The following is a 23,156-nucleotide window of genomic DNA, read 5'->3' as shown; positions in this document are numbered from 1 at the left end:
CTCAACTGTGTCGCGGCAAGGAAATGGTCACGACTAGACCCGGATCGGCGTTGGCCATGGCAAGGCATCCGCCATAGGCTTCAACGATGTCGGAAACGATGGCCAGGCCAAGGCCGCTACTCCCGCCCTTGCTGTCGAGTTGGACGCCTCGCGACAAGGCGGATTCGCGATCCGCATCCGGTATCCCGGGTCCGTCATCGGTTACAGTGATGATCACTTCGCCAGCGGCCAAGGATGCATCGACACTGACTAACGATTTTGCGTAGCGCGCGGCGTTCTCGACCAGATTACCCAGAATTTCAGACAGGTCGCCTTCGTCGATTGGCGCCGTCAGATCCTCCGCGACGTCCATCTTGAATGAAAGCTGCTTGCCGCGTGGCATGCGCTTGACGACTGCAATGACACCAGCCGCGACCTCCGATACAAGGCAGGATGCCTTGCCGGAGACGCCTGGCGCGAGGCGCGCGCGCGCCAGCTCCCGCTCGACATGGCGCCGGATCGCTCCAGCGCTCTTCTCGATCTCGTCGGCCAGATCCGTCTCGCCTTTCTTGCGCAAGGCACGGATGTCAGCCGACAGCACTTGCAGCGGCGTCTTGAGGCCGTGCGCCAGATCGGTGGCGCGCGAACGGGCCCGAGCAAGAGCCTTCTCCTGGGCATCGAGAAGACGGTTGATTTCATCCGCGAGCGGCTGCACCTCGTTTGGTGCTACCACATCGAGCCGTGCCGCTCGCTGTGCGATCACGCTTCCGACGGCGACCCGCAAGGTCTCCAACGGCGCAAGACCGATGGTGATCTGGATGAAAAACGCGGCCATGAGAGCCACAGCAAGCATCAGGAGGGCCGGAGCAAGATCGCGAACATATTCGCTTACAGACACCTCAACGGTTCGATGATCCTCCGCCACGACCGCGCGAAAGGACCGACCTCCAGCGTCGATGATTGTACGCTCGACCGCAATGCTGAGTTCTCCGCCAGGGCCCGTGAACTCCTCGACCGTTCGCAGCTCACCACTTGCGCTCCGGGCAGGCAGGACCAGCTTGGCGTCCCACAAAGATCGTGAGCGCTCGAGACCGCCGGTGGCGATGTCTTCGACCTGCCAGTAGTAACCGGACAGCGGATTGGCGAAGCGCGGGTCGGTGAGCACCGGGGCTACCACCAGGTGACCGTCGCTTGTGAAGGTTGTTGCGCCGATCAACTCATTGAGGTCGACCGTCAGCTCGCCCACAACGCGCCGCTCGACGTGAAGTTCGAACAGATAGCGCAAGCCGGCGCCGGCTATGGCGAGCGCGACAAGAATCGAGATCGTTGCCGCCAGCCACAGCCTGAAGCGGATCGAGTTGCCCATCAGGCGGGATCATCGGGCATCAGATACCCGAAGCCGCGCCGCGTTTCGATGATATCGCTGCCGAGCTTCCGTCGCAGCCGCGCAACGATGACCTCGATCGTGTTCGGATCGCGGTCATTCCCTGAATCGTACAAATGCTCGGCAAGTTCGGTCGGCGCCACCACTCGACCGGCGTGATGCATCAGAAACGCCAGTAGCCGGTATTCCAGAGGTGAAAGAGAAATGGGAACGCCACGGAGCGAGATACGCATCTGGCGCGTATCCAGAAGCAACGGCCCGGACTTCAATACGGGTGCCGACTGCCCGGCCGAGCGCCGCAGGATTGCCCGCAATCGGGCGAGCAGTTCTTCCATCTCAAAGGGCTTGGGGAGATAGTCGTCAGCACCAGAATTGATGCCATCCACGCGTTCCGTCCACATACCCCTTGCGGTCAGGATGAGAACTGGAAACCGGCGCGCATTGGCCCGCCAGCGCTTCAAGACCGTAAGACCATCGAGTTTGGGGAGGCCGAGATCCAGAATGGCGGCATCATAGTTCTCCACATCACCAGCGAACCAGGCAGCTTCACCATCCCGCACGATATCGACCGCCATTCCGGACGCCTTGAGGGCAGTCGCGATATCGGCTGCTATGCGGGGCTCGTCCTCGGCCAGCAGTACCTTCATCAGTCGCCCTCCCCGTCGCGCATGATGACACCGGCACCAGCGTCAACGTCGACAGTCTTTCGCCGGCCATCGGCGTCGACGACCTGGAACCGGTAAACCCATTTGTTGGCCTTGCGGATGAGATCGACTGCGACGATGTCGCCTGGAGCCTGCGCACGAACGATATCGAGGATATTGGAAAGGCCCCTTATTTCGCCATGCTCGTACAGGTCCCGCGCCCGGTCGTGGTCACCATCGTCGTCCTCGTCTGCGCGCGCGCAGAGTGGCTGGGCCAGGACAAGCCCGGCCAAGCCTGCCATTGCCAGGCGCTTTAGAATGGCTCTCATGAACGGTGCATGTCGCACGTCGAAGCTTTCAATCTGCTGTCAATCGTCCTCAGCCGCCAGCAAGCAAAGGTTCTCTATCAGGATCGTCGCGTCCAATCATGGCCGCGCCGAGAAGGATATCGAAACCATGCGCAATTCCATGCTTCTGCTAGCAGTGCTCGCGGGCCTGGCGAGCTTTGCCCTGCCCGCGGCCGCTGAATCCGACGAGGGGTCGTGCGGAGCACCATCCTCGGTAGCGCCCGCCGGGCCGATCGACCTCGAGGCCATACCGATGCAGGACACGACCACCCGTAAGGCCATCAAAGGTGTTGGCGATGACGAGTGCGGAGACAACCACGTCCTCGGCAGAGCCGCCTTCGGCGGCGAGGACGAGGGCGACGCTCTTGGAGACGACGACTAAACCTTCCAACGGCGGTTCGCGACATTCATCGATGTCGCCGCGCCGCAGACGCCGCCCACCCACCGAACACCTCGTCCTGCAAGGCCGCGTGCTTTTGGCCTGACCTACGGAGATTTTCTTATCATGATACCAGTCCAGCATATTCATCCCATGCTCGTGCATTTTCCCATTGTCCTCATCTACACACTGGCGGCAATCGACCTTGTGGCGCTTGCTCGCGGCAACGCGGTGACAAGGCGTTCTGGCGCGGGGACGATTTCTACTTTTGTCGCACTCGCAGCCGGGGCTTTCGCCATTGGAACCTGGTTCTATGGCGGACTCGCTCTCGATCATGCAGAAGCGGCCGGCTTCAGCAGCGACATAGCGGAGATTCACGAGAGTCTTGGCGGCATCACGGCCTTCGCCTTTCTGATTTGGGGCGGCGTCAGGCTCGCCTTGTGGGTCCGCAATCGCGAGCTGGGGCCAGTGGCCATCGCCGTTCCTGTGATCGAAATCGCAGGGGCAGTGCTTGTAACCACTACAGCATACTACGGTGGCCTGCTGGTCTACGATCTCGGTGTGAATGTCTCCAGGGCCGCAATGGGCGGCTAACGTGTCGGATTGACTTGCGGGCCGTCGATGGGCTGGTCTCGCGGCCTTTCGATGGCCCACGGTGGGCTGTATGGTTGCATTTCTTGCCATGCCCGGAGTCTCACTCATGAGCAACTCTTTGGGCATGGGTCGGACGGGGTACGGTTCTATTGGCGGTGGCCCGTCCTGCTCTCGATCGATGCGAGTGTCTGCTCTCATGATCAAAGAACCAGCGCTTGGTTACCTCCGAGGCCAACAGATAGAGCGTGGTGATCGCGAAGAGTCCAACAAGCACGTGCAGCGGCAGCGGCACAAAGCCGAAGCGCGCCGCTGCGGGCACGTAAGGTATGATGATCGCAACAGCTGCCACTGCGAGCGTAAGCCATGCAAGCAGGAGGCTAGGACGGCTCGCCCAGAACGCCTTGTGCGTGCGCACGATGAGCACGATGGCTAGCTCCGTCAGCAGTGACTCGACGAACCATCCGGTCTGGAAGGCAGCCGCTGTCGCATGTGCAACAAGCAGCAAGAAAGCGAAGGTTGCGAAGTCGAATAGCGAACTGACCAAGCCAAAGCCGATCATGAATCGCCTGACAAAACCGATGTCCCAGCGGCGCGGTCGGCGCAGCTGGTCTGCGTCGACATTGTCGCCGGCGATAGCCAGCGAGGGAATGTCTGACAGGAAGTTGTTGAGCAGTATCTGCGCTGCCAGCAGCGGTAGGAAGGGCAGGAACAGCGAGGCGACAGCCATGCTGATCATGTTCCCGAAATTGGCGCTGGTCGTGATGGAGATATATTTCATCGTATTGGCGAACGTCTTGCGGCCGTCGTCAACACCGCGCACCAGTACGCCCAAATCCTGTTTGAGAAGGATAATGTCGGCAGCCTCGCGGGCGACATCGACTGCGGTGTCGACGGAGATGCCGATGTCAGCCTCGTGCAAAGCAGGCGCATCGTTGATGCCATCGCCCAGATAACCGACGACATGGCCGCGGCTCCGGAAGGCCTGAACGATGCGCTCCTTCTGGTTGGGATCGATTTCGACGAAGAGATCGGTGTGCTGCACGCTTGCGAAAAGCGCGCTCTTCGTCAGCTTCGACAGGTTCTCACCGGTCATGATCCTGTCAGCTCGCAAGCCGACTGCGTCGGCGAGATGCGCAGCGACGTAACGGTTGTCGCCCGAAATGACCTTTACCGCGATGCCACGGTGGGCGAGCGCTGCAAGCGTCTCCCTGACGCCTTCCTTTGGCGGGTCGAGGAAAAGCAGGAAGCCCGCGAAGGCGAGATCGATCTCATCTTTTCTGCCAAATGCATTCCGGCTTTCAAACCGACGGATTGCCACGCCTAGAACGCGGTAGCCGTCCGCGCTCCAGCGCCGGAATTTCTCATCGATTGCCGTACGGTGCGTCTCATCGAGGGGCTCCAGCCCTTTCGCCGTACGGACAAAGCTGCAGATTTCGAGGACGTTTTGTACGGCGCCCTTCGTGATCAGGAGATCGTCGGCATCCTTGGTCCGGACAACAACGGATAGCCGCTTGCGGATGAAATCGTAGGGGATCTCGTCGACCTTCGTGAAGCCGGCCAATGACGCGCCCTGACCCGGCACACCAGCGATCGCTTCGTCCAGAGGGTTCTTCAGTCCGGTCTGCATGGTCGCGTTGAGACGTGCCCAAAGCAGGATATCCGTCGACGGATTGCCATCGACATCGAGCCATCCATCCAGGTGGATGATGCCTTCGGTCAATGTCCCGGTCTTGTCGGTGCAAAGCAGGTCCATGCTGCCCAAATTCTCGATGGCATCGAGACGGCGCACGATGACGCCATTGGCCGCCATCGCCCGGGCACCTCGAGCAAGCGTCACGCTGATGATCGCCGGAAGAAGTTCCGGAGTGAGGCCAACCGCGAGTGCCAGCGAAAACAGCAGTGATTCAATCAGCGGTCGATGGAGCATCAGGTTGGCGAAGAACACCAGGATGACAATCGCCAGCATGATCTCGGTCATCAGATAGCCGAACCGCCTAATACCCTGGGCAAACCCTGTTTCGGGAATTTGTCGCTCCAAGGCCGCGGCGATGGATGCAAATTCGGTGCTGGTGCCGGTGGCTACCGCAAGCACGGTTGCAGTGCCACTGCGGACCGATGTGCCGGTGAAGACCGCGTTGGTGCGCTGTGCGAGGGAAGCCTCTGGCAACGCCCGTCCTGGTGCCTTCACGACAGGAAAGGTTTCACCGGTCAGCACGGCCTCGCTGACATTGAAATCGCGTGCGTCCAGGATGATACCGTCCGCAGGAATGAGGTTTCCGGCGGAAAGCCGGATCACATCGCCCGGCACGATATCTTCGGCAGCAACCGAGCACTCGACACCATCACGCAGCACCACAGCCTTGCGCGAAATGCGCTGTTTCAACGCTTCCGTAGCACGCGACGCGCCGTACTCCTGGGTAAAGCTGAGGATACAGCTTGCCAGCACGATCGCACCGATGATTGCAGCCTCCTGCCCCTCGCCGACGAAAGCCGACACGGTGGCCGCGAAAATAAGGATCAGGACCAGTGGGCTGCGGAATTGCCGGACAAAGACGGTCAACGCCGTCGTGCCGGACCGCGAGGCCGGAGTGTTTTGGCCGAACTTTGCAAGCCTGGATGCAGCCTCGGAGGTGGCAAGGCCCAAGGCAGACGTCTTGAGGCGTCGCAGGAGGTCATTGGTCTCGATCGACCAATAGGCACCACCGTCGGGGACGGGTCGCTGGTCAACTTCGCCGGGTACGATACGAGAGATCATCAATACGACATGAAGCGGTTGATGCCGCTTTCCTCGATCAGCGAGCGGGTGACCCCGCCGAACGCCCATTCCCGCAGACGGCTGTGCCCATAGGCACCCGAGACGATCAGGTCCGCATGGATCGACCGCGCAAATGTCAGCAACCGGTCGCCGTCAGCCTCGCCGGCAATCAGTTCGGTTCGAGACTTGATGCCATGGTGTTCGAGAAAAACCGCGACATCGGCAAGGCTGTCGCGGATGCTCTCGTCACGGTCGGTATCTATTGTGGCAACGACCACTTCGTTAGCCGTGGCCAAGAAAGGCAATGCATCTGCTATCGCCCGCCGCGCCTCCCTGGTGTCCTTCCAGGCAACGAGAACGGTTTTTGCAAGCACATGCTCGACATTGCTCGAGGCGACCAGGACCGGCCGTCCAGTGCCGAGTACCAGGCTGCCGATATCGACGGCGCGAAACACATTGTCTCCTGCCTCACCGGTAACGATGAGGTCGGCCGCTCGGGCCGAAACGCTCAGGAAGCGGGTTGGGCTGCAAACGGCTTGCCCCCATTCGCTGAAGATCGAAGCAGGAACCAGCCTCTCGAACTCGGCACGCAGTTCGGCAAGCCGCTTTTCGATTTCCGTGCGCTGGATCTGCATGATCTCGCCTTCGTAGACCATGCCGTCGCCTGTCGCGACCAGTGGCGGGACATCCGCTGCCGCCAGACCGATAAGACGGGCTCCAAATCGCTCCGCGAGCTCGATCCCCAATCTCACCATGGCCGCCGGAGGTGCATCTACCGCGAGGTTCACGATAATCGACTTGTAGGACATTGCAGGCGCCTTTCACTGGAACCGTCGAATGCATGATGAAGTGCACCCGCTGGCACTCGACGCCTTGATGCCGGTCAAACACGCGCCGATTGCGGGCCGCCTTCGAGAGGGCTCGCATCCTGTTTGCTCATTGATCGTGATCAAGGACCGCGGTGGCGACGGGAATATCATTCGACCGCATAAGGAGAATTGCGATGCAGTATATCAAGGTCGACGAAGCGCTATGGGCGTCCAGCATGTTGCCCGAGGGCATTCTGGAGCGTTGGTTCATTGACAGCGGTGACGATATCGAGGCCGGTGAGCGAATAGCCGAAGTCCGAATTGAGGACGCGCTGCACGAGATTGTCGCGCCGGCAGCTGGCCGCGCGACGATCGTCGCCACAGCGAATGCCGTCATCGAACCCGGCTCGATCCTGGCAACGCTGGAGTCTCAGTCCGTGTGAGGCAAGCGGCGCCTCACCGCGTCGATTGCGCGCATCCTCCAACCAAAACTCAAGGATCCATAGACATGCAGACCCAACATGCCGTCGCCTGGCTGGACCATCGCGAAGCCAAGGTGTTTTTCTTCAATCGTGACACAGCGGAGAGCCTGAGGCTTGCCACCACGCTTGCGCATCATCAGACCCACAACAAGGCAGGCACCGTCGACGGCAAGCGTGCACCGGAAAACCAGTCCTTCTACCACGACGTCGTCGACGCCCTGCAGCCTGCGAGGGAATGGTTGATCGTGGGGCCGGGATCGGCAAAGGATGAACTGGCCAAGCATATCCGCGACCACCATCATCACTTGAAGGATCGCATTATCGGCGTTGAAACGGTGGACCATCCCACCGAAGCGCAGATCATCGCGCATGCACGAACGTTCTTCCGTGCCGCCGACCGAATGTTGCCCTAGCTCGGTCTGGGGCTGCTCTGCTGGGGCCGCGATCGGCCCGCGGAGCCGTCAGACTCGGGCGCCTGCCGTCTCCGTGGCCTCGATCACGGTTGCTGCAAGCTGCTGATATAGGCGATGATTGCCTCGATCTGGTCGGGGCTGGCAACCCACTCAGGCATGTCCGGATGGCCGGTCGAAATGCCTTCGGCGAGTGCTTCCTCGAGATCCGTAATCGGATAGCGCTTCGACAGTGTGCGAAAGGCGGGCGCGTCGGGATGGCTGCTCTTGTCGGTTTCTCCAATGGCGTGGCAGCGAGCGCAATTGACTTCCACCAACGCCTTTCCATGTTCCGTTACGCCATCGGCCAGGGCTGGCAGTACGGAACCAAGCAACACCGCGGCCAGTGCGGAAACCCATAGACGACGCCCGTGACTACCGATGCTCATACAGGCGTTCATGGTTGCAGGCCTCCGCATTTCCGATCTACGCGACCGTCTTCGCCGCCACATCCTCGATAGCGGTTTTGGCTTCCCTGCGCACGCGCCTGGCCGTTTCCGAAGCGAGCTTGGAAGTCAGTGCCGCAACCTTGCCGGCTTCCGTGGCGTATTCCGATGCCGCATTCTGCAGGAAGGTGGAGAAGATGTCGAAGGCGTCGTTGAACTCGGAACCGTCGATGAGATCCTCGGCAAGCTTAACATCCTGCTCGTAACGATGTTTCAGAAACGCGAGCGTTTCGATCTGATAGCGCATCATCGCCTTGAAGGTGTGGGCCTGAAGAGACGCAGCAGCGAGAATGAGCTTCTGGCCATTTTCCGCTATCGGCAAGGGTTGCATGCCGAATTGCGACGGCTCTGGATGGGTCTGCATCATCGGTTACTCCATTGTGAGGCGGCAAACAAAGTGCCCGCCAGACAACGCTACCGCCATTCGCCGTCAGGTCGTTGATCAGGATCAACAGGCGCATGACCTTTGCCGGAATGCACGGGCAGTCGAGCGCCATCTGGTCTCGTTGCCGTGTTTGACGCGCATCAAGGCCCTTGCCCCTTCTTCGTGGCTAGCTCGCTTCAACCGCAAAAGGGCTGCAGCGATGGCTTTCAAGACGATCATGGTTCAACTGGACGTGGACAACATCGCCGCGCCGCTCATCTCGATGGCGTGGGATTTCGCTCAACGGCATGAGGCCGATCTGATCGGCTTCTGCGCGGCCGAGCCGCATTTTGTCATGCCAACCGGCGCCGACGACAGGGCCGCGACCAAGGCGATGTGGTCCCAGCTGGAGGAGATAGAAGGTCGCCTCAATTGCTTGAGCGAGGAATTCCTAAGCGCTGTCAATGGCAGCAATCGCGCCTCGTGGCGCGGCGAAATAGGAAATCCTACCTGGCAGCTTGCGCTCAATGCACGTGCCGCCGACCTGATTGTAACTGGCTCGCCAATGATCGATCTGGTGGTCGACCACCACCGCACCCTGGACACCGCAAGCCTGATCCTTGCGGCAGGCCGGCCGATACTTGTGGCGTCGGAAACCCCTGCCCCAGTCAAGGCTGAAAGCATCCTGATTGCATGGACTGACACCCGGGAAGCGCGACGTGCCGTCGTCGACGCCATGCCCTTCCTGATCACCGCCAGGGATGTTGTGATCGCCACCGTGGACAATGGAGGCCCTGCACCTCGGGAAAATGTTGCGGATGTCGAACTCTTCCTGACACGCCACGGGGTGAAGGCGCGATCGGAAGTCTTGGATTCGCGCCGCTCCGAACCGGCGGAAATCCTGCTCCAGATCGGACAGGAGATTGCGGCCGATCTCATTGTGCTCGGCGGCTATGGTCATAGCCGTGTGCGTGAAACGACTTTTGGTGGTGTGACGCGCTCGGTACTCCAGAGCGGGTCGTTCCATCGGCTCATCTCAAATTGAGATAGCGCACCGCTGAGTTGAGGCCAATTGATCCGGCGCAATGCGCAGATGCCTGCGACGTTTGACGATGGAGGTGGAAACTTCAAGGAGCACGTCATGAGCCAGATGTCCCATACCTCCTTTGCCGGCTTCACCCACGCTGCCCAGCAGGCGCAGCAATGGGTCAACGAGCTTGCCAGGGATCTTTGCTGGAGCGAACCGAGCGCGTGCCGCCTCCTGAGGTCAGTTTTGCATACGGTGCGAGACTGGCTGTCGCTGGCGGAAACGGCCGATCTGTCGGCACAACTGCCTGTTTTGATTCGTGGCATCTACTTCGAAGGCTGGAATCCATCGGTGCCTGCGTGCGAGCGCAAGAAAAGTGATTTTGTCCTCAGCGTCAGAACCAGTTTCGGCTATGATGACGACGTCGATTTCGATGTCGCGATCAACGCGGTGTTCAAGCTTCTCGACCGTCATATTTCGCACGGCGAAATTGTGCAGGTCAGAAACTCGATGAAGAAGTCGCTTCGAAAATTGTGGCCGGTGGATTGATCGATGTTCCGGGACCGGCAAGAGGCTGGAGAGAAGCTCGGCATGGAGTTGAGCAAGCTTCAACTGCACCGGCCTGTCGTGCTGGCATTGCCGCGAGGTGGGGTTCCTGTCGCGGCGGAAGTGGCCAAGGCTCTCAATGCTCCTCTCGATCTACTCATCGTCCGCAAGGTCGGCGCCCCAGGCAATTCCGAACTGGCTGTGGCCGCAATCGTCGATGGCGAGCCTGGGGACGTCGTGTTGAACCGTGAGATCGTCGAGGCTTACGCGCTCGACGACGACGAGCTTCGTGTCTTGATCGCCAAAGAACGCCCTGAACTTGAACACAGGTGCCTTACCTATCGAGGCAACCGGCGGCCCCTGTCGATCACCGGCAAGACAGCGATCATAGTGGATGACGGTGCAGCGACCGGTACAACCATGAAGGTCGCGGTTCGCGCTCTCAAGCGCCGGTCACCGCGGGAAATCATCGTGGCTCTTCCTGTTTCACCGCAGGAGACAGTAGCTGACCTGGCACGGGAAGCGGATCGTGTGGTTTGCCTCAGTCAGCCAGGACAGTTCCATACCCTGAGTTACCATTACCTTCGGTTTCCTCAGCTCTCCGACAGCGATGTCGCCGCTGCGATGGACGAGGCTATTCGGTCGCAAAGAGCCGGACAGCATCGAAGTGTGCAACACGCCGCTGGCCATGGCTCAAAAGCCACCACAAAATCAAAGACACGGGACAACCGCGAGAAATAGGAGGTCACATCATGCTGATCCGCACGCTTTCTGCCTTGGAGTGCACCAAAATGCTGACAGCCAATCGTGTTGGCCGCCTGGCATGCGCGAAGGACGGGCAGCCCTACGTCGTGCCCTTCCACTACGCCCATGCGGATGCTCATCTTTACGCGTTTTCCATGCCGGGCAAGAAGATCGAATGGATGCGAGCCAATCCGCTGGTGTCCGTCCAAGTCGATGAACATAGCCAAGGGCGAGGATGGAGAAGCGTCGTCGTCGATGGCCGATACGAAGAGCTACCTGATCGTATCGGTCACAAGCTTGAGCGGGATCATGCTTGGTCGGTGTTGAGCAAACACGCGGACTGGTGGGAGCCGGGTGCACTCAAGCCGGTCGTTCCTCCTACGGCCGACAGTGCACCGCATGTTTTCTTCCGGATCCTCATCGAGCAGGTGTCCGGACGAGAAGCGTCCGAGTAGGTCGCTCGAGCAATTGGTTGCGGGAAATGGAATGGGCCGGCGCAATCAGCGCCGGCCATGACGTGGATTGTTAGCGTGCCATCAGGATCGGCAGCGAATGATCGTCAAGCATCGACTTCGTGATGCCTCCGAAAATGCGCTCGCGAAACCGGGAATGGCCATAGGCGCCCATGACCATCAGCTCGGCGGCAACGTCGTCGGCATGCTGGCGAAGCACGTCGGCGACCGAATGGTTCGAGCTCGGCAGCCGGTCGACCGTAACCTTCACACCGTGCCGGGCAAGATAGGCCGCGGCATCTGCACCTGGCTCCTCGCCATGATGGAACTCATCTTCTATTGGATCGACGATGACAAGGCGCACATCATCGGCGCCTTTCAGCATATGGAGCGACTCGCGGACGGCGCGCGATGACTCAAGGCGGGCGTCCCATGCAACGAGGATGCGTTTCGGCTTCAGCGTCGGGCGCGAGCCCTCGGGAACAAGCAGCATGGGCTTTCCTGACGAGAACAGCACGCCCTGGATGACCTTATCCTTCAGCGTATGGCTTGCCAGCAAATCCGGCCCCAGAATGGTCAGATCGGCGTAGCGGGCACGCCTTCCGATGACGTCGTCCGCCCATCCCGTGTCGGGATAGTCGTCGCTCAGATCAGCCGATACGGCGCTCTGGGAGAGAAAGCCGGCGACGTCCGAAATTCGTTTCTCAAGCCTTTTGAGCTCGGCCTGACGTTCCTCCAGCCAAGCTGGCGAGACGACAGCAGCATACTCGCCGCCTGAGGGCGGTGCGGCCAGTTCGAGAACGAGCACGGAGAGATGGGCACCGATCTGTTCGCACAGGTCAGCGGCGAGCTTCAGATCGCCTTCGCCCTGGTTCGGTCCGGTAACTGTAAGCAGTGTCCTGAAAGTCACGGCGGCAACTCCTCATTTCGAGTGAAGGCTCAGTCGTGATCTCGTCATTAGCGAGGGCGCCTGGTTCGTTCATTGCGCTGAATCAAACACCGTGACTGCGGCGGCATTTGATCCGCATCAACGTGTGCGCAAGCCAAGGCTGTAGGTTCAGTCGATCAATCGGGGAAACGCAGATGAAATTCCTGATCGCGGCGGCTCTGGCAGGATTGGCCTTCAACGCGGCCGGCGCCCAGGAACTCGGCAACGGCAAGGCCGAATACATGAACTCATGCGCCGTCTGCCATGGTCCTGAAGGCAAGGGCGATGGACCGTTGGGCGACGAGCTGTTGAAGCGGCCAAGCGACCTGACGCGCCTCTCCAGGCGCAATGGCGGCGAATTCCCTTATTGGCGCGTGTTTGCCGTGATCGACGGCCGCGCCATGGTGCCGGGGCATGGCGATCGCGACATGCCGGTCTGGGGCCAGCAATTCCTTCCCGGTGACGTGAAGAAGTATGGCCCGAACGCCGGGGAAATCGTCACCAGGGAACGGATCCATGATCTGGCCGGTTATGTCGAGACGTTACAGCAATGAATGCAGATGGCGGAAACAGTCTCCGCATGACACAGGCATCGAGGAGGCAAGCCATGGTTGTTGACGACCAGCAATCCGTTACCGCGTACCTGCTTGATTCTGCCTCATATGGCGCGACCGGACCGGTCGAGGCGATCGATACCCATATCTCGCGCATTTTTCTGACTGGCGAACGTGCCTACAAGATGAAGCGGGCGGTCAAGTTGCCCTATGTCGATTTCTCGACGCCGGCACTGAGGCTGGCCGCTTGCGAAAAAGAGGTGGAACTCAACTCGAAGACGGCACCCGGCCTCTATCTGGGTGTGCGTTGCATCACGCGGGAAGCCGACGGCAAACTGGCTTTTGACGGCCCGGGGCAACTGGTCGACGCGGCGATCGAGATGGTCCGCTTCGCTCAGTCCAAGCTTCTCGATCGAATGGCGACCGCTGGAGAATTGACGCCTGTGCTGATGACCACGGTCGCGCGCATGATCGTGGGATACCACCGAGCGGCGCCGACGGTCCACAATAGCAGCGGGTCGTCCAACATGGCGGGCGTGCTCGACATCAACGAGGCCGGCTTTGCCACCAGCCACGTTTTCGCAAAAGCAGAGGTCACGAGCTTTGCCGAGGCCTTCCGCACCACCCATGCCCGCCACGCCGGAGTGCTCGACCGTCGGGAAGCAGCGGGCAAGATCCGCCGCTGCCATGGCGATCTGCACCTGCGCAACATCTGCCTCTTCGACGGCGAGCCCCGCCTTTTCGATTGCATCGAATTCAACGACCAGATCGCCAGCATCGACGTGCTCTACGACCTTGCCTTCCTGCTGATGGACCTCTGGCACCGTGGTTTTCCGGGGCTCGCCAATCTCGTGATGAACCGCTACCTCGACGAGGCCGATGACGAGGATGGCTTTGTCCTGCTGCCGTTTTTCATGGCGGTCCGAGCCGCAGTACGCGCGCACGTCACCGCAACGCAAGTCGAGGAAGGCAGTACCGATTCCGACAAGTTGATTGCCGAGGCCAGATCTTATTTCGAACTTGCCCGAACATTTCTCCAGCAAACGCCTCCGCGGCTCGTTGCCATCGGCGGCCTCAGTGGCTCCGGCAAGACGACCGTTGCAGAGGCGCTGGCCGCCCATGTTGGTGCGCCGCCCGGCGCCCGCATTGTCGAAAGCGACCGCATCCGCAAAGCCATGCATGGAGTGCCTGCAGAGACCAGGCTGCCAGACCGGGCCTACCGGCCGGAGGTCTCTGACCGGGTCTACCACGAAATGGCATGGCGCGCCGGCCTGATCCTTTCCGAAGGCGGCTCCGTCGTCGCCGATGCCGTTTTCGACAGACCGGCCGATCGTGAGCGGATCGAGAAAGCGGCGCGCAGCCGGGCTATCAGATTCTCCGGATTTTGGTTGGAGGCGGACCCGCTCGTTCTTTGGCAGCGAGTCAGTGACCGCAAGGGCGGTCCTTCAGACGCCACGATAGATATCCTCTCGCGGCAATTGCAGCGAAATGCCACCCAGTCTAGCTGGCAAAAGATCAACGCCGATCGAAAGCTCGCCGACACTGTCGCGGAATTGAATGGGTTTTCCGAGGGCGATACTTCCAAGGCCCTGCGCACAGCCTCCTGACCGGTGCGGCAGGGCGATCGGCCTCAACTGAGTTCGAGAGTTGCCTCGACAAGGCCGGGTTCAATTGGATGACGCTTTATGGAGAAACCGAACTCGCGGCACATGGCCAGCATCCCGGTGTTCTCGCTGAGCATTATCCCTTCGATTCGATCAATCCCATCGGCCTTCGCATAATCGACGATTTGCCTGAGCAATTCCCAGCCCAGACCATGACCCTGCAAATCCGTCCGCACCAGCAAGGCGTATTCGGCGACAGTGTGGTCCGGATCGCAGGACAGGCGGCTGATACCGCCCAGCGTACCGGACCTCGTCTCCAGCGCGACGAAAGCCATGTTGCGATCGTAGTCGAGTTGGGTGAGCCGCTTCAACATCTGGTCGGAGAAGCTTTTGCGCGGTGACAGAAAACGCAGGCGCAAATCGTCAGGCGAAATCCTAGCAAGGAATTCGGGATAGAGCGCGATGTCGGCCGGCTTGATCGGGCGAATGTTATAGTCCGTGTCGCCCGCCGAAAACGTCTTTTCCCAACCCCACGGATAAGGCCTGATGGCAAGCTCCGGGTTAGGCCCCGCCTCTTCCACGCGTTCCGGCTCGATCTCGATGCGGGCGTCAAGCGCAATCACGCTCTCGGCATCGGCCAGCAGCGGATTGATGTCCAACGAAACCAGGCACGGAAAGTCGATGATCATCTGCGACAGGTCGTTGAGTGCTGCAATGATCGATTGCCTGTCCGCCGGCTTGCGATCGCGGAACCCGGCGAGCAGACGGCCGATCCGCGTTTGCCTGATCAGGTCATCGGAAAGAACGTCGTCGAGCGGCGGCAACGCGATCGCGGTATCGTCCATCACCTCGACCGCAACGCCACCGGCTCCAAACAGGATGGCCGGGCCGAAAATCGGATCGCGGCTGACACCAAGGATCAATTCCTGCGCCTGTTTCCGCACCACCATGGGCTGAACAGCATAGCCTTCGATATCGGCCTGCGACGCGTGTTTGCGCACACGTGCCTCGATTGAGCGTGCGGCCTCCCCGGCGGCGGCAGAGGTAGCAATGCCGAGCATGACCCCACCAATGTCCGACTTGTGCGAGATCGCCTTGGACAACAGCTTGACGACGACCTGCTCGGATGTCTTGAGGAGCCGGCCGGCAGCCGCTTCCACTTCGACAGGAGATCTGGCGACGATCGTCTCGGGCACCGGAATGCCGTAGGCGGAAATCGCCGCCTTGGCTTCGGGCTCGGTCAGCATTCGCCGGCCTTCTTTTGCGACCTGCCTGAATAAGGCAAGCACGGCTTCTCGGCCGCTTTTAGCGTCCTCGCTGCGACTCGACGGCGTGCGCATCAATGCCCGCTGGGCTCGCGACCATTCGCTCAGGTAGGAGACCGCTGTTGCGGCATCCGCTGGCGTCTCGAAGCTGGCAATACCGGCATCGCGAAGAACACGTCGCCCTTCGCGCGCCGTGTGTTCGCCAAGCCAGCAGGTCAAGACAGGCTTGCCGTCAATCTTGCCGTCCTGCGCGAGCGCCGCCACTGCGCTCGCTGCTGCAAGCGGCGAGCTAAGCCCGGTCGGGCAATTCATGACCAGGACGACGTCGGTCCCGGCATCGGCCGCGACGGCCTCGATCGCGGCCCGATAGCGCTCTGGCGGGGCGTCGCCAATGATGTCGACCGGATTGGCGTGGGACCAGGTGCTCGGCAGGACGGCGTCCAGACGGGCGATCGTTTCCGGCGACAGTTCGGCCAGTTCCCCGCTGCCTTCGATGAGTTGATCGACGGCAAGCACGCCGGCGCCGCCGCCATTGGTGACGATGCCGACGCGGGCTCGTTCTAGCGGAACGAAACGAGCGGTCGTTTCAACCGCATCGAACAACTCGGTCAGGCCTTTCACGCGCAGTATGCCAGCGCGCAGCAATGCCGCATCGACGACGCGATCGGCGCCCGATAGCGCGCCGGTGTGGGTCGCGGCAGCTTTGGCTGATTGCTCGTGCCGGCCGGACTTGATCGCGATCACCGGCTTGACGCGCGCCGCCGCACGGGCGGCCGAGATGAACTTGCGCGGATTGGGAATGGTTTCCAGATACATCACGATGGCGCGCGTGTGCATGTCGCCCGCCAGCATGTCGAGACAATCTCCCACGTCGACATCCGCCATGTCGCCAAGCGAGACGATCTGCGAGAAGCCGACATTATTGTCCGCAGCCCAGTCGATCAGCGACGTGGCAATGGCGCCGGATTGCGACAGCAGCGCGATGTTGCCGGGTTTGGCGGCCATATGGGCAAATCCGGCATTGAGCCGTATCGGCGGAATCATCAGTCCGACTGTGTTCGGCCCGATGATTCGAAACAGACTGGGCTTGGCGGCATCGAGCATCGCCTGACGAAGGCCGTTTTCGCGCGTCAGTCCCGCGGTAATGACAACCGCCGCCCGCGTGCCCTTGTTGCCGAGCTCACGCACGATGCGAGGAACCGTCTCGGGCGGCGTGACGATGACACCAAGGTCTGGAATACCCGGCAGATCGGCCGCTTTGGCATAGCATTGCCGACCGGCGACCTCGGAGTATTTCGGATTTACCGGCCAGATCTCGCCCTCGAAGCCGCCGCTGACGATATTGTCGAAGACGACACGGCCGACCGAGCCGTCTCGCACCGACGCGCCGAAGACGGCAACCGACTTCGGGGCGAACGCAAATTCAAGATTTCGGATCGTCACCCCTCATGTCTCCCGTTCGCGGCGATAGTCACCAATCGATCTTGCCCGTTCATTGCGTTGGATCAAAGCCTTCCCCGTGTGACCGCGATTAGCTGTTGCCTGAGGTTCGCGGCGATTGCTGATGCGGTGGCGGCGAGCGGCTACGATCAACGGTTGGAGAATTTGATGAGCTATTATTTCAGCAAGACCATCGACCTGCCGTTCGCCACGGCGGTTACCCACGTGACCAACAAGCTCGCAAGCAAGGGGTTCGGCGTGCTGACCTCGATCGATGTGAAGCAGGTGATGAAGACCAAGCTGGGCGCCGATTTCAGGCCCTACGTCATCCTTGGTGCCTGCAATCCGCATTTGGCGTGGCGTGCGCTTCAGGCCGAGGACAAGATCGGAACCATGCTGCCTTGCAATGTCATCGTCACTGAGGTCTCCCCAGGAAAGGTGGAGGTCGCGGCAGTCGATCCTGCCGCCTCGATGACCGCCATCGACAATCCTGGGCTGGCCGGCATCGCGAACGACGTGCGGCGTCTGTTGCAGGACATGGTCAGCGAACTCTAGCGTCGAGAGGCCCGATCGGAGATCGGGAGAGACCGAATGAACGAGTCCAGCCTCAGACGCGCGTTGCTGGTCATCGCCGTACTGGGCCTGGGCTTGGGCATTGGGGTTTGGCGAACCGGCCTTGGTCCTGTTGGGGCCGATGCGATCTGGGCGGCCGCGACATTGCCTGTGGTTGTTGTGCTTGCCATCTCGATATTGCGCGATTTCTGGATCGGTCGCTTCGGCGTCGATGCAATTGCGCTGGTGTCGATGTCCGCCGCGCTGCTGCTTGGCCAACCGCTTGCCGCGGTGGTGGTCGCGATCATGTATGCCGGCGGCACCGTGCTCGAGGATTTTGCCCGCGGCCGCGCCGAGCGGAACCTCAAGGCACTCACCGACCGGTCACCGCGTGTCGCACATCGCAAGTCGACACATGCAACAGAAACCATTCCCATCGAAGAGGTCGCTGTCGGCGACGCTCTGATGGTGCGTGCCGGCGAACTGCTTCCTGTCGACGGTATCCTGCTCGACGCTTCAGCCTCACTCGACGAGTCGGCGGTGACCGGCGAGCCATTACCGGTGCCGCGCAGCGCCGGCGACACGCTGCGCAGCGGCACCGTCAACGCGGGCGAGGCCTTCAGCATGCGGGCCTCTGCCCTGGCAGAGCAGAGCACTTATGCCGCGATCGTGCGCATGGTCGCGGCGGCGCAGACCGTCAAGGCGCCCTTTATTCGCATGGCCGACCGCTTCGCCCTGTTCCTGCTTCCGGCCACTTTGCTTGTCTCGGGTGCCGCCTGGTATATCTCCGGTGATCCGATCCGGGCGCTTGCCGTGCTGGTTGTCGCGACACCTTGCCCGCTCATCCTTGCTGCTCCTGTTGCCTTCATCGGCGGTGTATCGCGCGCCGCGCGTGCCGGCATCCTGATGAAAGGCTCGGCAGCGCTGGAAGCCCTCGCCCAGGTTCGGACCGCGATCTTCGACAAGACCGGCACCTTGACCATCGGTGGCGCCGAGCTCATCGAAATCGAAGCCGCACCCGGCCGCAACACCGACCATCTGCTGCGGCTGTTGGCATCGTTGGAACAGGCCTCGCACCATGTGCTTGCCGACTCCATCATCCGGACGGCGCGCGGCAGGCAGCTGATGCTTTCGCATCCGCATGATGTCCGCGAGTATCGCGGCGCGGGCCTCAAGGGCCGGGTCGAAAACATTTCGATCGCGGCGGGATCGCGGGCTCTCGTGCTCGCCGACAAGCCGCTGCCCAAATGGGCGACAAGCGGTGACGAACGATACCGGGATGAGCCGGTGCTCAGGGTTTTCGTAGCACTCGGCGGACGGCTTGCCGGGATTTTCACGTTCGGGGACGCCCTGCGTGTTGATGCGCGCGACACCCTCGGCAAGCTGCGCTCGGCTGGCATCACGCGCATGGTCATGCTGACAGGTGACGACGGTGCGGCAGCAAAGCGTATTTCTGCCATGCTTGATCTGGATGTCATCGTCGCCGATGCCATTCCTGCGGATAAAGTCTCGACGGTCGAGGCCGAGAAAGCAACGGCGCCAACAATGATGGTCGGCGATGGCATCAACGATGCACCCGCCCTTGCCGCCGCGACAGTCGGCGTCGCCATGGGCGCGCGCGGGGCGACGGCCTCTTCCGAGGCAGCGGATGTCATTGTTCTCGCCGACCGGCTGGAGCCTGTTGCCGAGGCAGTGCGGATTGCCCAACGGACGCGCGCGATTGCCCTGCAAAGCATCGTTGTCGGGCTGGGGCTCTCGGCCGTAGCAATGGTTGCGGCGGCCATGGGGCAGATCACGCCGGTGGCAGGTGCATTGCTTCAGGAAGGGATCGACGTGGCGGTCATCCTCAACGCTCTGCGCACTCTTGGCGATGGACGTCTCGGACGCGCATAGTGGTCGAGAGCAAAATCGGTGAAGGGCCATGGCACAGCAGAATCTGGTGGTTTGCAGCAAATGTGGTGGGGTCAACCGCCTGCCGCCGGCCCGCAATGCCAGGGAGGCGAAATGCGGAAAGTGCGGGATCAGGCTGTTTTCGGGGCATCCCGAAGACGTCGACGCCGCGACTTTCGATCATCAGATCGCGCGCAGCAGCCTGCCCGTTGTCGTCGATATCTGGGCACCATGGTGCGGCCCCTGCAAGATGATGGCGCCGGCGTATGAAGCGGCAGCAAATGAACTGGAGCCGCATGTTCGCCTGATCAAGCTCAATTCGGACAGCGAGCAGGCCATCGCGGCAAGGCTCGACATTCGCGGCATCCCGACAATGATCCTCTTTCATGGTGGGCGCGAAATCGCGCGTACATCCGGCGCAATGACGGCAGGCCAGATCGTCAGGTGGGTTCGTGACCGCCTCCCGACGGTCACGGCCTGAAAGTCGCCGCGCCATGGATCCGCTCATCGCCCGGCTCGGACTGGCCCTGGCAATTGGCCTGCTCGTCGGTTTGGAGCGTGGCTGGCAAGAGCGGGATGCACCCGATCGCAGCCGCACGGCTGGCATTCGCACGTTCGGCATATCCGGCCTGCTCGGCGGCATTCTGGCCGCACTCGCCCAAGCGCTCGATGCGGTATCGGTGCTGGTCGGCGGATTCATCGCTTTTGCCGCTGTCTTCGCCTGGTACAAGGCGCGCGAGGCTGCCCATGACGAGGATTTCAGCGTCACGAGCGTGATCGCTGGCCTCGGCGTTTTCGCGCTTGGCGCGCTTTCCGTCGCCGGTGATTATGGAGCGGCTGCTGCCGGTGGGGCGGCATTGGCGGCAATCCTGGCCAGCCGCGAGGTCCTGCACGGTCTTTTGAAGCGACTGACCTGGGTCGAACTTCGTTCCGCGCTGATCCTGGCGGTGATGACGGCAATCGTTCTGCCCTTGCTGCCAAACCGGACGATGGACCCGTGGGGCGGTTTCAATCCGTGGGAGGTCTGGTTCCTGACGGTGCTGATGGCCTCGATTTCGTTCGCCGGCTATGTGGCTGTTCGCATTCTGGGAAATACGCGTGGTCTTCTGGTCAGTTCGCTCGCCGGCGCGATCGTCTCTTCCACCGCCGTGACCTTAGCGCTTGCCCGCAACGCCATGTCGGCAAGCAACCCTCTGCCGCTTGCCGGGGCGGCTTCGCTGGCGGCCATGGTTTCGGTGCTCCGCGTTTGTGCCGTGGTCCTGATCATCGAGCCGAGAGTATTCGCTTCGGCGGGCATTCCGGCGATTGCCTCGGCGCTCGCCTTCGCTGTCTGCGGGGCATTGCTGCTCGCTCGCGACAGCGGAAATGGTGAAGGCAGCGCTATCGCGCGCAACCCATTCGAGTTGGGCCCGTTGCTGCTGTTCGCCCTGCTGTTCGCGGTTGTCGCGACCACGAGCGCTGCATTGGCCGCTCAATTCGGCGGCCGTGGCTTGCTGGCGACCTCGGCGCTGGCGGGTACGTTCGATGTCGACGTCTCTGTGCTCAGTGCCTTGCGGCTGGTCGAGCATTCGGTCCCTGTCGAGACTATCGGTCAGGCGGTGCTGGCGGCGCTGGCGGCAAACGCGATCGGCCGCCTGTCACTGGCGGTATTTGCCGGCCCGATCAGGTTCTGGTTGCCGCTGGCCGGCGCAACCCTGGCCGCTGCGACCGCCGGCTACGGCGCAATGTTGTTGTTTGGTCCGGGATAAAAGCGCGGTTCTCGAACCACTTTGATGCGGATCAAGGGGCAGGCCCAGCTACGGCTCTATTGAACTCCTTAAAAGGAGTTCGCCATGACCAATTTGAAGGATCTCACCCCAAAATTCCGCCATGTCCGGCTGCTGCTCGCCCGCGAAAAAGGCCATCCGGAAGGCGACCGCGAAGAGGGCTACGATGTGCTGGCTCCATTGACCGGCGAAGGCCGGATCGACGCGGAAGAGTGGAAATCGCACAGGGCCTCTTGCCGTGTTCGCCGCTTTCGCACCGGCGAGGAAGACCTGATCGGCCGGCTGAGGCGCAAGCCAGGCGGACAGTGGTATTTCGACTATGCCGAAGGCGATCGCGACGACGAGGTCGGCTTTCATCTTGGCGACGAACGGTTCGTGACCGGCGAATATGTGTCTATCGAGCGCAACGGCGCCATGCACACCTACCAGGTGGCACGGGTCGACCGGCCCTGATGCTTCGGGGCCAGGCCCCGTGGAAGTAGACCATGTCACGACGCATCCTGATTGTGGTCGGCCATCCCGACCCATCCCCGGACCGGCTCTGCCGCGGTCTTGCCAATGCCTATGGCGAGGGCGCGGAAAAGGCAGGACATGCTGTCCGCCGGGTCGATCTGGCAGCGCTTGATTTTCCGATGCTGCGGACGATGCAGGAGTTCGAACATGGTGCGGTTCCCGACGAGCTGAGGGATGCAGCCGAGGCGATCGTCTGGGCGGAGCATATCGTCTTTGTCTTCCCACTGTGGCTCGGAACCATGCCGGCCATGCTCAAGGCATTTCTGGAACAGGTGATGCGGCCAGGGACGGCCTTTGCCTACCCGGACAAGGGCGGCGGTTTCACCAAGACACTGCTTCGCGGCCGCTCTGCGCGCGTCGTGGTGACGATGGGCATGCCCTCAATTCTTTACCGCCTATGGTTCCTCGGACACGGCATCGCCGGCATGAAGCGAAGCATCCTGCATTTTGTCGGCATCAGTCCGGTGCGCGAGACCTTGTTCGGCATGGTCGCGGCTTCCAGCGAGGCGACGCGGGCGAAGTGGATCCGGCAGATGCGCAAGCTTGGGGAGCGAGGGCTATAGCGTGGCGATCCGGAAACCGGGACAATCCAATCTAAAGCCCCCCAAGGGCTGCCTGCTTCAGGGCCTATGGCTCGACGGTGAATTCAGCCCACATGCCGGCTCCATAATGACCTGGCACGTTGCAGATAAGCAGGTATTTTCCAGCCTTCAACTCGACGGTCAATGTGCCTGATTTTCCGGGATCAAGCTCCGAAACTTCGCCCTTGTCGCCAGCCTTGTCTTCGTCGACACGGTTCTCGGCTTCAAGATAAGGAAGCGGCTTTCCGGGATCGGCAAGGTACATCACGATCATTTCGTGAACGGTGTCCTTGGAGTCATTTTTCACATTGAATGTGACGTCCCCGGCCTTTACCGCGCCAGGCAAAGTCCTGATGCCCATGGTCGCCTTGGCGATATCGAGTCCCGGTGTCGCATAGGCGAGCCCCATTGGCATCTCCGCACTCGCGCCTTTGTCCCACAGCGAGACCTGCACAAGCGAAGCAGCCTGGACGGCGCCGGCACTGCCGGCCATGAGCATCGCGGCGGCAAGCCCGAGCGCTGCTCTCCTCAAAACGGTTTTCATGGCAATCTCCTTCAGGACGGCAGCCGAAGCGCTCTACGTCCCGACCGTCATCCTGCTCGCGGAGTCACCCTCCGTCCTTGCGCCAAATCAAACTGTCCGGCGCGAGCCCATCTGCGGC

The 23,156-nt window shown here is 61.4% G+C and carries 26 protein-coding genes; 16 read left to right on the top strand and 10 right to left on the bottom strand.

Annotation, left to right across the window (positions count from 1 at the left end; all coding sequences use genetic code 11):
* Position 1 precedes the first annotated feature (1 nt).
* From EJ076_RS12360 to EJ076_RS12350, 3 genes are read right to left on the bottom strand one after another with little or no spacing between them, the layout of a single operon-like run.
* Positions 2 to 1,345, bottom strand: a complete 1,344-nt coding sequence (locus tag EJ076_RS12360; protein ID WP_126068022.1) for a HAMP domain-containing sensor histidine kinase — start codon at positions 1,343 to 1,345, stop codon at positions 2 to 4.
* Positions 1,345 to 2,010 (bottom strand): response regulator transcription factor, encoded by a 666-nt coding sequence (locus tag EJ076_RS12355; protein ID WP_109672844.1) that lies wholly within the window; start codon positions 2,008 to 2,010, stop codon positions 1,345 to 1,347. Before EJ076_RS12355 ends, EJ076_RS12360 begins: the two co-directional genes overlap by 1 nt.
* A complete protein-coding gene (locus tag EJ076_RS12350; protein ID WP_245463027.1) occupies positions 2,010 to 2,309 on the bottom strand; it encodes a PepSY domain-containing protein in 300 nt (99 codons plus the stop codon). Before EJ076_RS12350 ends, EJ076_RS12355 begins: the two co-directional genes overlap by 1 nt.
* A gap of 16 nt (positions 2,310 to 2,325) precedes the next feature.
* Between EJ076_RS12350 and EJ076_RS12345 the strand changes: the two genes are divergently transcribed.
* On the top strand, positions 2,326 to 2,736 hold the full coding sequence (locus EJ076_RS12345) for a hypothetical protein (RefSeq protein ID WP_109672839.1): 411 nt from the start codon (positions 2,326 to 2,328) through the stop codon (positions 2,734 to 2,736).
* A 123-nt stretch (positions 2,737 to 2,859) separates the two neighbouring features.
* Positions 2,860 to 3,327, top strand: a complete 468-nt coding sequence (locus EJ076_RS12340; protein ID WP_109672837.1) for a DUF2231 domain-containing protein — start codon at positions 2,860 to 2,862, stop codon at positions 3,325 to 3,327.
* Between the two features lie 100 nt (positions 3,328 to 3,427).
* Here the strand turns inward: EJ076_RS12340 and mgtA are convergent, their stop codons facing one another.
* Both mgtA and EJ076_RS12330 read right to left on the bottom strand, forming a co-directional pair.
* Complete coding sequence (gene mgtA, locus EJ076_RS12335) at positions 3,428 to 6,082, bottom strand: magnesium-translocating P-type ATPase (RefSeq protein ID WP_126071034.1); 2,655 nt, start codon at positions 6,080 to 6,082, stop codon at positions 3,428 to 3,430.
* Complete coding sequence (locus EJ076_RS12330; RefSeq protein WP_126068020.1) at positions 6,082 to 6,891, bottom strand: universal stress protein; 810 nt, start codon at positions 6,889 to 6,891, stop codon at positions 6,082 to 6,084. Before EJ076_RS12330 ends, mgtA begins: the two co-directional genes overlap by 1 nt.
* A gap of 194 nt (positions 6,892 to 7,085) precedes the next feature.
* Here EJ076_RS12330 and EJ076_RS12325 point away from each other — a divergent pair, with 194 nt between their 5' ends.
* Together EJ076_RS12325 and EJ076_RS12320 are read left to right on the top strand one after the other, a co-directional pair.
* A complete protein-coding gene (locus EJ076_RS12325) occupies positions 7,086 to 7,334 on the top strand; it encodes a lipoyl domain-containing protein (protein WP_109672471.1) in 249 nt (82 codons plus the stop codon).
* 65 nt (positions 7,335 to 7,399) lie between these two features.
* A complete protein-coding gene (locus EJ076_RS12320) occupies positions 7,400 to 7,786 on the top strand; it encodes a translational machinery protein (protein WP_126068019.1) in 387 nt (128 codons plus the stop codon).
* 83 nt (positions 7,787 to 7,869) lie between these two features.
* On the opposite strand, the gene EJ076_RS12315 is transcribed toward EJ076_RS12320, so the two are convergent.
* On the bottom strand, positions 7,870 to 8,211 hold the full coding sequence (locus EJ076_RS12315) for a cytochrome c (protein WP_164548613.1): 342 nt from the start codon (positions 8,209 to 8,211) through the stop codon (positions 7,870 to 7,872).
* A gap of 37 nt (positions 8,212 to 8,248) precedes the next feature.
* Positions 8,249 to 8,635 carry a phasin family protein gene (locus EJ076_RS12310; protein ID WP_109672479.1) on the bottom strand — a complete coding sequence of 129 codons (387 nt, stop codon included), beginning with the start codon at positions 8,633 to 8,635 and terminating at the stop codon, positions 8,249 to 8,251.
* Positions 8,636 to 8,852: 217 nt separating this feature from the next.
* Between EJ076_RS12310 and EJ076_RS12305 the strand changes: the two genes are divergently transcribed.
* The 4 genes from EJ076_RS12305 (at position 8,853) to EJ076_RS12290 (ending at position 11,404) form a co-directional block, all read left to right on the top strand.
* Complete coding sequence (locus tag EJ076_RS12305) at positions 8,853 to 9,677, top strand: universal stress protein (RefSeq protein ID WP_126068017.1); 825 nt, start codon at positions 8,853 to 8,855, stop codon at positions 9,675 to 9,677.
* 96 nt (positions 9,678 to 9,773) lie between these two features.
* Positions 9,774 to 10,208 (top strand): DUF2267 domain-containing protein, encoded by a 435-nt coding sequence (locus tag EJ076_RS12300; protein WP_126068016.1) that lies wholly within the window; start codon positions 9,774 to 9,776, stop codon positions 10,206 to 10,208.
* A gap of 3 nt (positions 10,209 to 10,211) precedes the next feature.
* Positions 10,212 to 10,946 carry a phosphoribosyltransferase gene (locus EJ076_RS12295; RefSeq protein WP_126068015.1) on the top strand — a complete coding sequence of 245 codons (735 nt, stop codon included), beginning with the start codon at positions 10,212 to 10,214 and terminating at the stop codon, positions 10,944 to 10,946.
* Between the two features lie 11 nt (positions 10,947 to 10,957).
* Complete coding sequence (locus EJ076_RS12290; protein ID WP_126068014.1) at positions 10,958 to 11,404, top strand: pyridoxamine 5'-phosphate oxidase family protein; 447 nt, start codon at positions 10,958 to 10,960, stop codon at positions 11,402 to 11,404.
* A gap of 70 nt (positions 11,405 to 11,474) precedes the next feature.
* Here EJ076_RS12290 and EJ076_RS12285 read toward each other — a convergent pair whose 3' ends face one another.
* The gene (locus EJ076_RS12285) at positions 11,475 to 12,311 is read right to left on the bottom strand and encodes a universal stress protein (protein WP_126068013.1); all 837 of its coding nucleotides are present in this window, start codon (positions 12,309 to 12,311) and stop codon (positions 11,475 to 11,477) included.
* Positions 12,312 to 12,484: 173 nt separating this feature from the next.
* Here EJ076_RS12285 and EJ076_RS12280 point away from each other — a divergent pair, with 173 nt between their 5' ends.
* Together EJ076_RS12280 and EJ076_RS12275 are read left to right on the top strand one after the other, a co-directional pair.
* The gene (locus EJ076_RS12280) at positions 12,485 to 12,883 is read left to right on the top strand and encodes a cytochrome c (protein WP_109672493.1); all 399 of its coding nucleotides are present in this window, start codon (positions 12,485 to 12,487) and stop codon (positions 12,881 to 12,883) included.
* Between the two features lie 53 nt (positions 12,884 to 12,936).
* Positions 12,937 to 14,490, top strand: a complete 1,554-nt coding sequence (locus EJ076_RS12275) for a bifunctional aminoglycoside phosphotransferase/ATP-binding protein (protein WP_126068012.1) — start codon at positions 12,937 to 12,939, stop codon at positions 14,488 to 14,490.
* Positions 14,491 to 14,513: 23 nt separating this feature from the next.
* Here EJ076_RS12275 and EJ076_RS12270 read toward each other — a convergent pair whose 3' ends face one another.
* Positions 14,514 to 17,195: a bifunctional acetate--CoA ligase family protein/GNAT family N-acetyltransferase gene (locus EJ076_RS12270; RefSeq protein ID WP_126068011.1), complete on the bottom strand. Its 2,682-nt coding sequence runs from the start codon at positions 17,193 to 17,195 to the stop codon at positions 14,514 to 14,516.
* Positions 17,196 to 17,360: 165 nt separating this feature from the next.
* Here EJ076_RS12270 and EJ076_RS12265 point away from each other — a divergent pair, with 165 nt between their 5' ends.
* From EJ076_RS12265 to EJ076_RS12240, 6 genes are all read left to right on the top strand, one after another.
* A complete protein-coding gene (locus EJ076_RS12265) occupies positions 17,361 to 17,747 on the top strand; it encodes a DUF302 domain-containing protein (RefSeq protein WP_126068010.1) in 387 nt (128 codons plus the stop codon).
* Between the two features lie 36 nt (positions 17,748 to 17,783).
* Positions 17,784 to 19,637: a heavy metal translocating P-type ATPase gene (locus EJ076_RS12260; protein WP_126068009.1), complete on the top strand. Its 1,854-nt coding sequence runs from the start codon at positions 17,784 to 17,786 to the stop codon at positions 19,635 to 19,637.
* Positions 19,638 to 19,665: 28 nt separating this feature from the next.
* On the top strand, positions 19,666 to 20,115 hold the full coding sequence (gene trxC, locus EJ076_RS12255) for a thioredoxin TrxC (RefSeq protein ID WP_126068008.1): 450 nt from the start codon (positions 19,666 to 19,668) through the stop codon (positions 20,113 to 20,115).
* A gap of 13 nt (positions 20,116 to 20,128) precedes the next feature.
* On the top strand, positions 20,129 to 21,382 hold the full coding sequence (locus EJ076_RS12250; RefSeq protein WP_126068007.1) for an MgtC/SapB family protein: 1,254 nt from the start codon (positions 20,129 to 20,131) through the stop codon (positions 21,380 to 21,382).
* Between the two features lie 84 nt (positions 21,383 to 21,466).
* The gene (locus EJ076_RS12245) at positions 21,467 to 21,853 is read left to right on the top strand and encodes a hypothetical protein (protein ID WP_126068006.1); all 387 of its coding nucleotides are present in this window, start codon (positions 21,467 to 21,469) and stop codon (positions 21,851 to 21,853) included.
* A gap of 32 nt (positions 21,854 to 21,885) precedes the next feature.
* Positions 21,886 to 22,476 carry an NAD(P)H-dependent oxidoreductase gene (locus EJ076_RS12240; protein ID WP_126068005.1) on the top strand — a complete coding sequence of 197 codons (591 nt, stop codon included), beginning with the start codon at positions 21,886 to 21,888 and terminating at the stop codon, positions 22,474 to 22,476.
* A gap of 64 nt (positions 22,477 to 22,540) precedes the next feature.
* Here the strand turns inward: EJ076_RS12240 and EJ076_RS12235 are convergent, their stop codons facing one another.
* Complete coding sequence (locus EJ076_RS12235) at positions 22,541 to 23,038, bottom strand: sulfocyanin-like copper-binding protein (RefSeq protein ID WP_126068004.1); 498 nt, start codon at positions 23,036 to 23,038, stop codon at positions 22,541 to 22,543.
* Positions 23,039 to 23,156: the final 118 nt, after the last annotated feature.

Origin of the sequence: Mesorhizobium sp. M7D.F.Ca.US.005.01.1.1 (genome assembly GCF_003952545.1) — a bacterium.
Classification (GTDB): Bacteria; Pseudomonadota; Alphaproteobacteria; order Rhizobiales; family Rhizobiaceae; genus Mesorhizobium; species Mesorhizobium loti.
The sequence above is the reverse complement of the archived record's forward strand: the minus strand, read 5'-3'. Positions and strand labels throughout refer to the sequence as shown.

Bases quoted from the DNA above. Each gene is read 5' to 3' on its own strand.
- EJ076_RS12350 (WP_245463027.1), bottom strand. From the start codon at position 2,309: ATGGCAGGCTTGGCCGGGCTTGTCCTGGCCCAGCCACTCTGCGCGCGC.
- EJ076_RS12300 (WP_126068016.1), top strand. From the start codon at position 9,774: ATGAGCCAGATGTCCCATACCTCCTTTGCCGGCTTCACCCACGCTGCC.
- EJ076_RS12240 (WP_126068005.1), top strand. From the start codon at position 21,886: ATGTCACGACGCATCCTGATTGTGGTCGGCCATCCCGACCCATCCCCG.
- mgtA (WP_126071034.1), bottom strand. From the start codon at position 6,082: ATGATCTCTCGTATCGTACCCGGCGAAGTTGACCAGCGACCCGTCCCC.
- EJ076_RS12325 (WP_109672471.1), top strand. From the start codon at position 7,086: ATGCAGTATATCAAGGTCGACGAAGCGCTATGGGCGTCCAGCATGTTG.
- EJ076_RS12315 (WP_164548613.1), bottom strand. From the start codon at position 8,211: ATGAGCATCGGTAGTCACGGGCGTCGTCTATGGGTTTCCGCACTGGCC.
- EJ076_RS12340 (WP_109672837.1), top strand. From the start codon at position 2,860: ATGATACCAGTCCAGCATATTCATCCCATGCTCGTGCATTTTCCCATT.
- EJ076_RS12305 (WP_126068017.1), top strand. From the start codon at position 8,853: ATGGCTTTCAAGACGATCATGGTTCAACTGGACGTGGACAACATCGCC.
- EJ076_RS12295 (WP_126068015.1), top strand. From the start codon at position 10,212: ATGTTCCGGGACCGGCAAGAGGCTGGAGAGAAGCTCGGCATGGAGTTG.
- EJ076_RS12320 (WP_126068019.1), top strand. From the start codon at position 7,400: ATGCAGACCCAACATGCCGTCGCCTGGCTGGACCATCGCGAAGCCAAG.
- EJ076_RS12280 (WP_109672493.1), top strand. From the start codon at position 12,485: ATGAAATTCCTGATCGCGGCGGCTCTGGCAGGATTGGCCTTCAACGCG.
- EJ076_RS12360 (WP_126068022.1), bottom strand. From the start codon at position 1,345: ATGGGCAACTCGATCCGCTTCAGGCTGTGGCTGGCGGCAACGATCTCG.
- EJ076_RS12345 (WP_109672839.1), top strand. From the start codon at position 2,326: ATGGCTCTCATGAACGGTGCATGTCGCACGTCGAAGCTTTCAATCTGC.
- trxC (WP_126068008.1), top strand. From the start codon at position 19,666: ATGGCACAGCAGAATCTGGTGGTTTGCAGCAAATGTGGTGGGGTCAAC.
- EJ076_RS12235 (WP_126068004.1), bottom strand. From the start codon at position 23,038: ATGAAAACCGTTTTGAGGAGAGCAGCGCTCGGGCTTGCCGCCGCGATG.
- EJ076_RS12355 (WP_109672844.1), bottom strand. From the start codon at position 2,010: ATGAAGGTACTGCTGGCCGAGGACGAGCCCCGCATAGCAGCCGATATC.
- EJ076_RS12250 (WP_126068007.1), top strand. From the start codon at position 20,129: ATGGATCCGCTCATCGCCCGGCTCGGACTGGCCCTGGCAATTGGCCTG.
- EJ076_RS12290 (WP_126068014.1), top strand. From the start codon at position 10,958: ATGCTGATCCGCACGCTTTCTGCCTTGGAGTGCACCAAAATGCTGACA.
- EJ076_RS12275 (WP_126068012.1), top strand. From the start codon at position 12,937: ATGGTTGTTGACGACCAGCAATCCGTTACCGCGTACCTGCTTGATTCT.
- EJ076_RS12245 (WP_126068006.1), top strand. From the start codon at position 21,467: ATGACCAATTTGAAGGATCTCACCCCAAAATTCCGCCATGTCCGGCTG.
- EJ076_RS12260 (WP_126068009.1), top strand. From the start codon at position 17,784: ATGAACGAGTCCAGCCTCAGACGCGCGTTGCTGGTCATCGCCGTACTG.
- EJ076_RS12330 (WP_126068020.1), bottom strand. From the start codon at position 6,891: ATGTCCTACAAGTCGATTATCGTGAACCTCGCGGTAGATGCACCTCCG.
- EJ076_RS12265 (WP_126068010.1), top strand. From the start codon at position 17,361: ATGAGCTATTATTTCAGCAAGACCATCGACCTGCCGTTCGCCACGGCG.
- EJ076_RS12310 (WP_109672479.1), bottom strand. From the start codon at position 8,635: ATGATGCAGACCCATCCAGAGCCGTCGCAATTCGGCATGCAACCCTTG.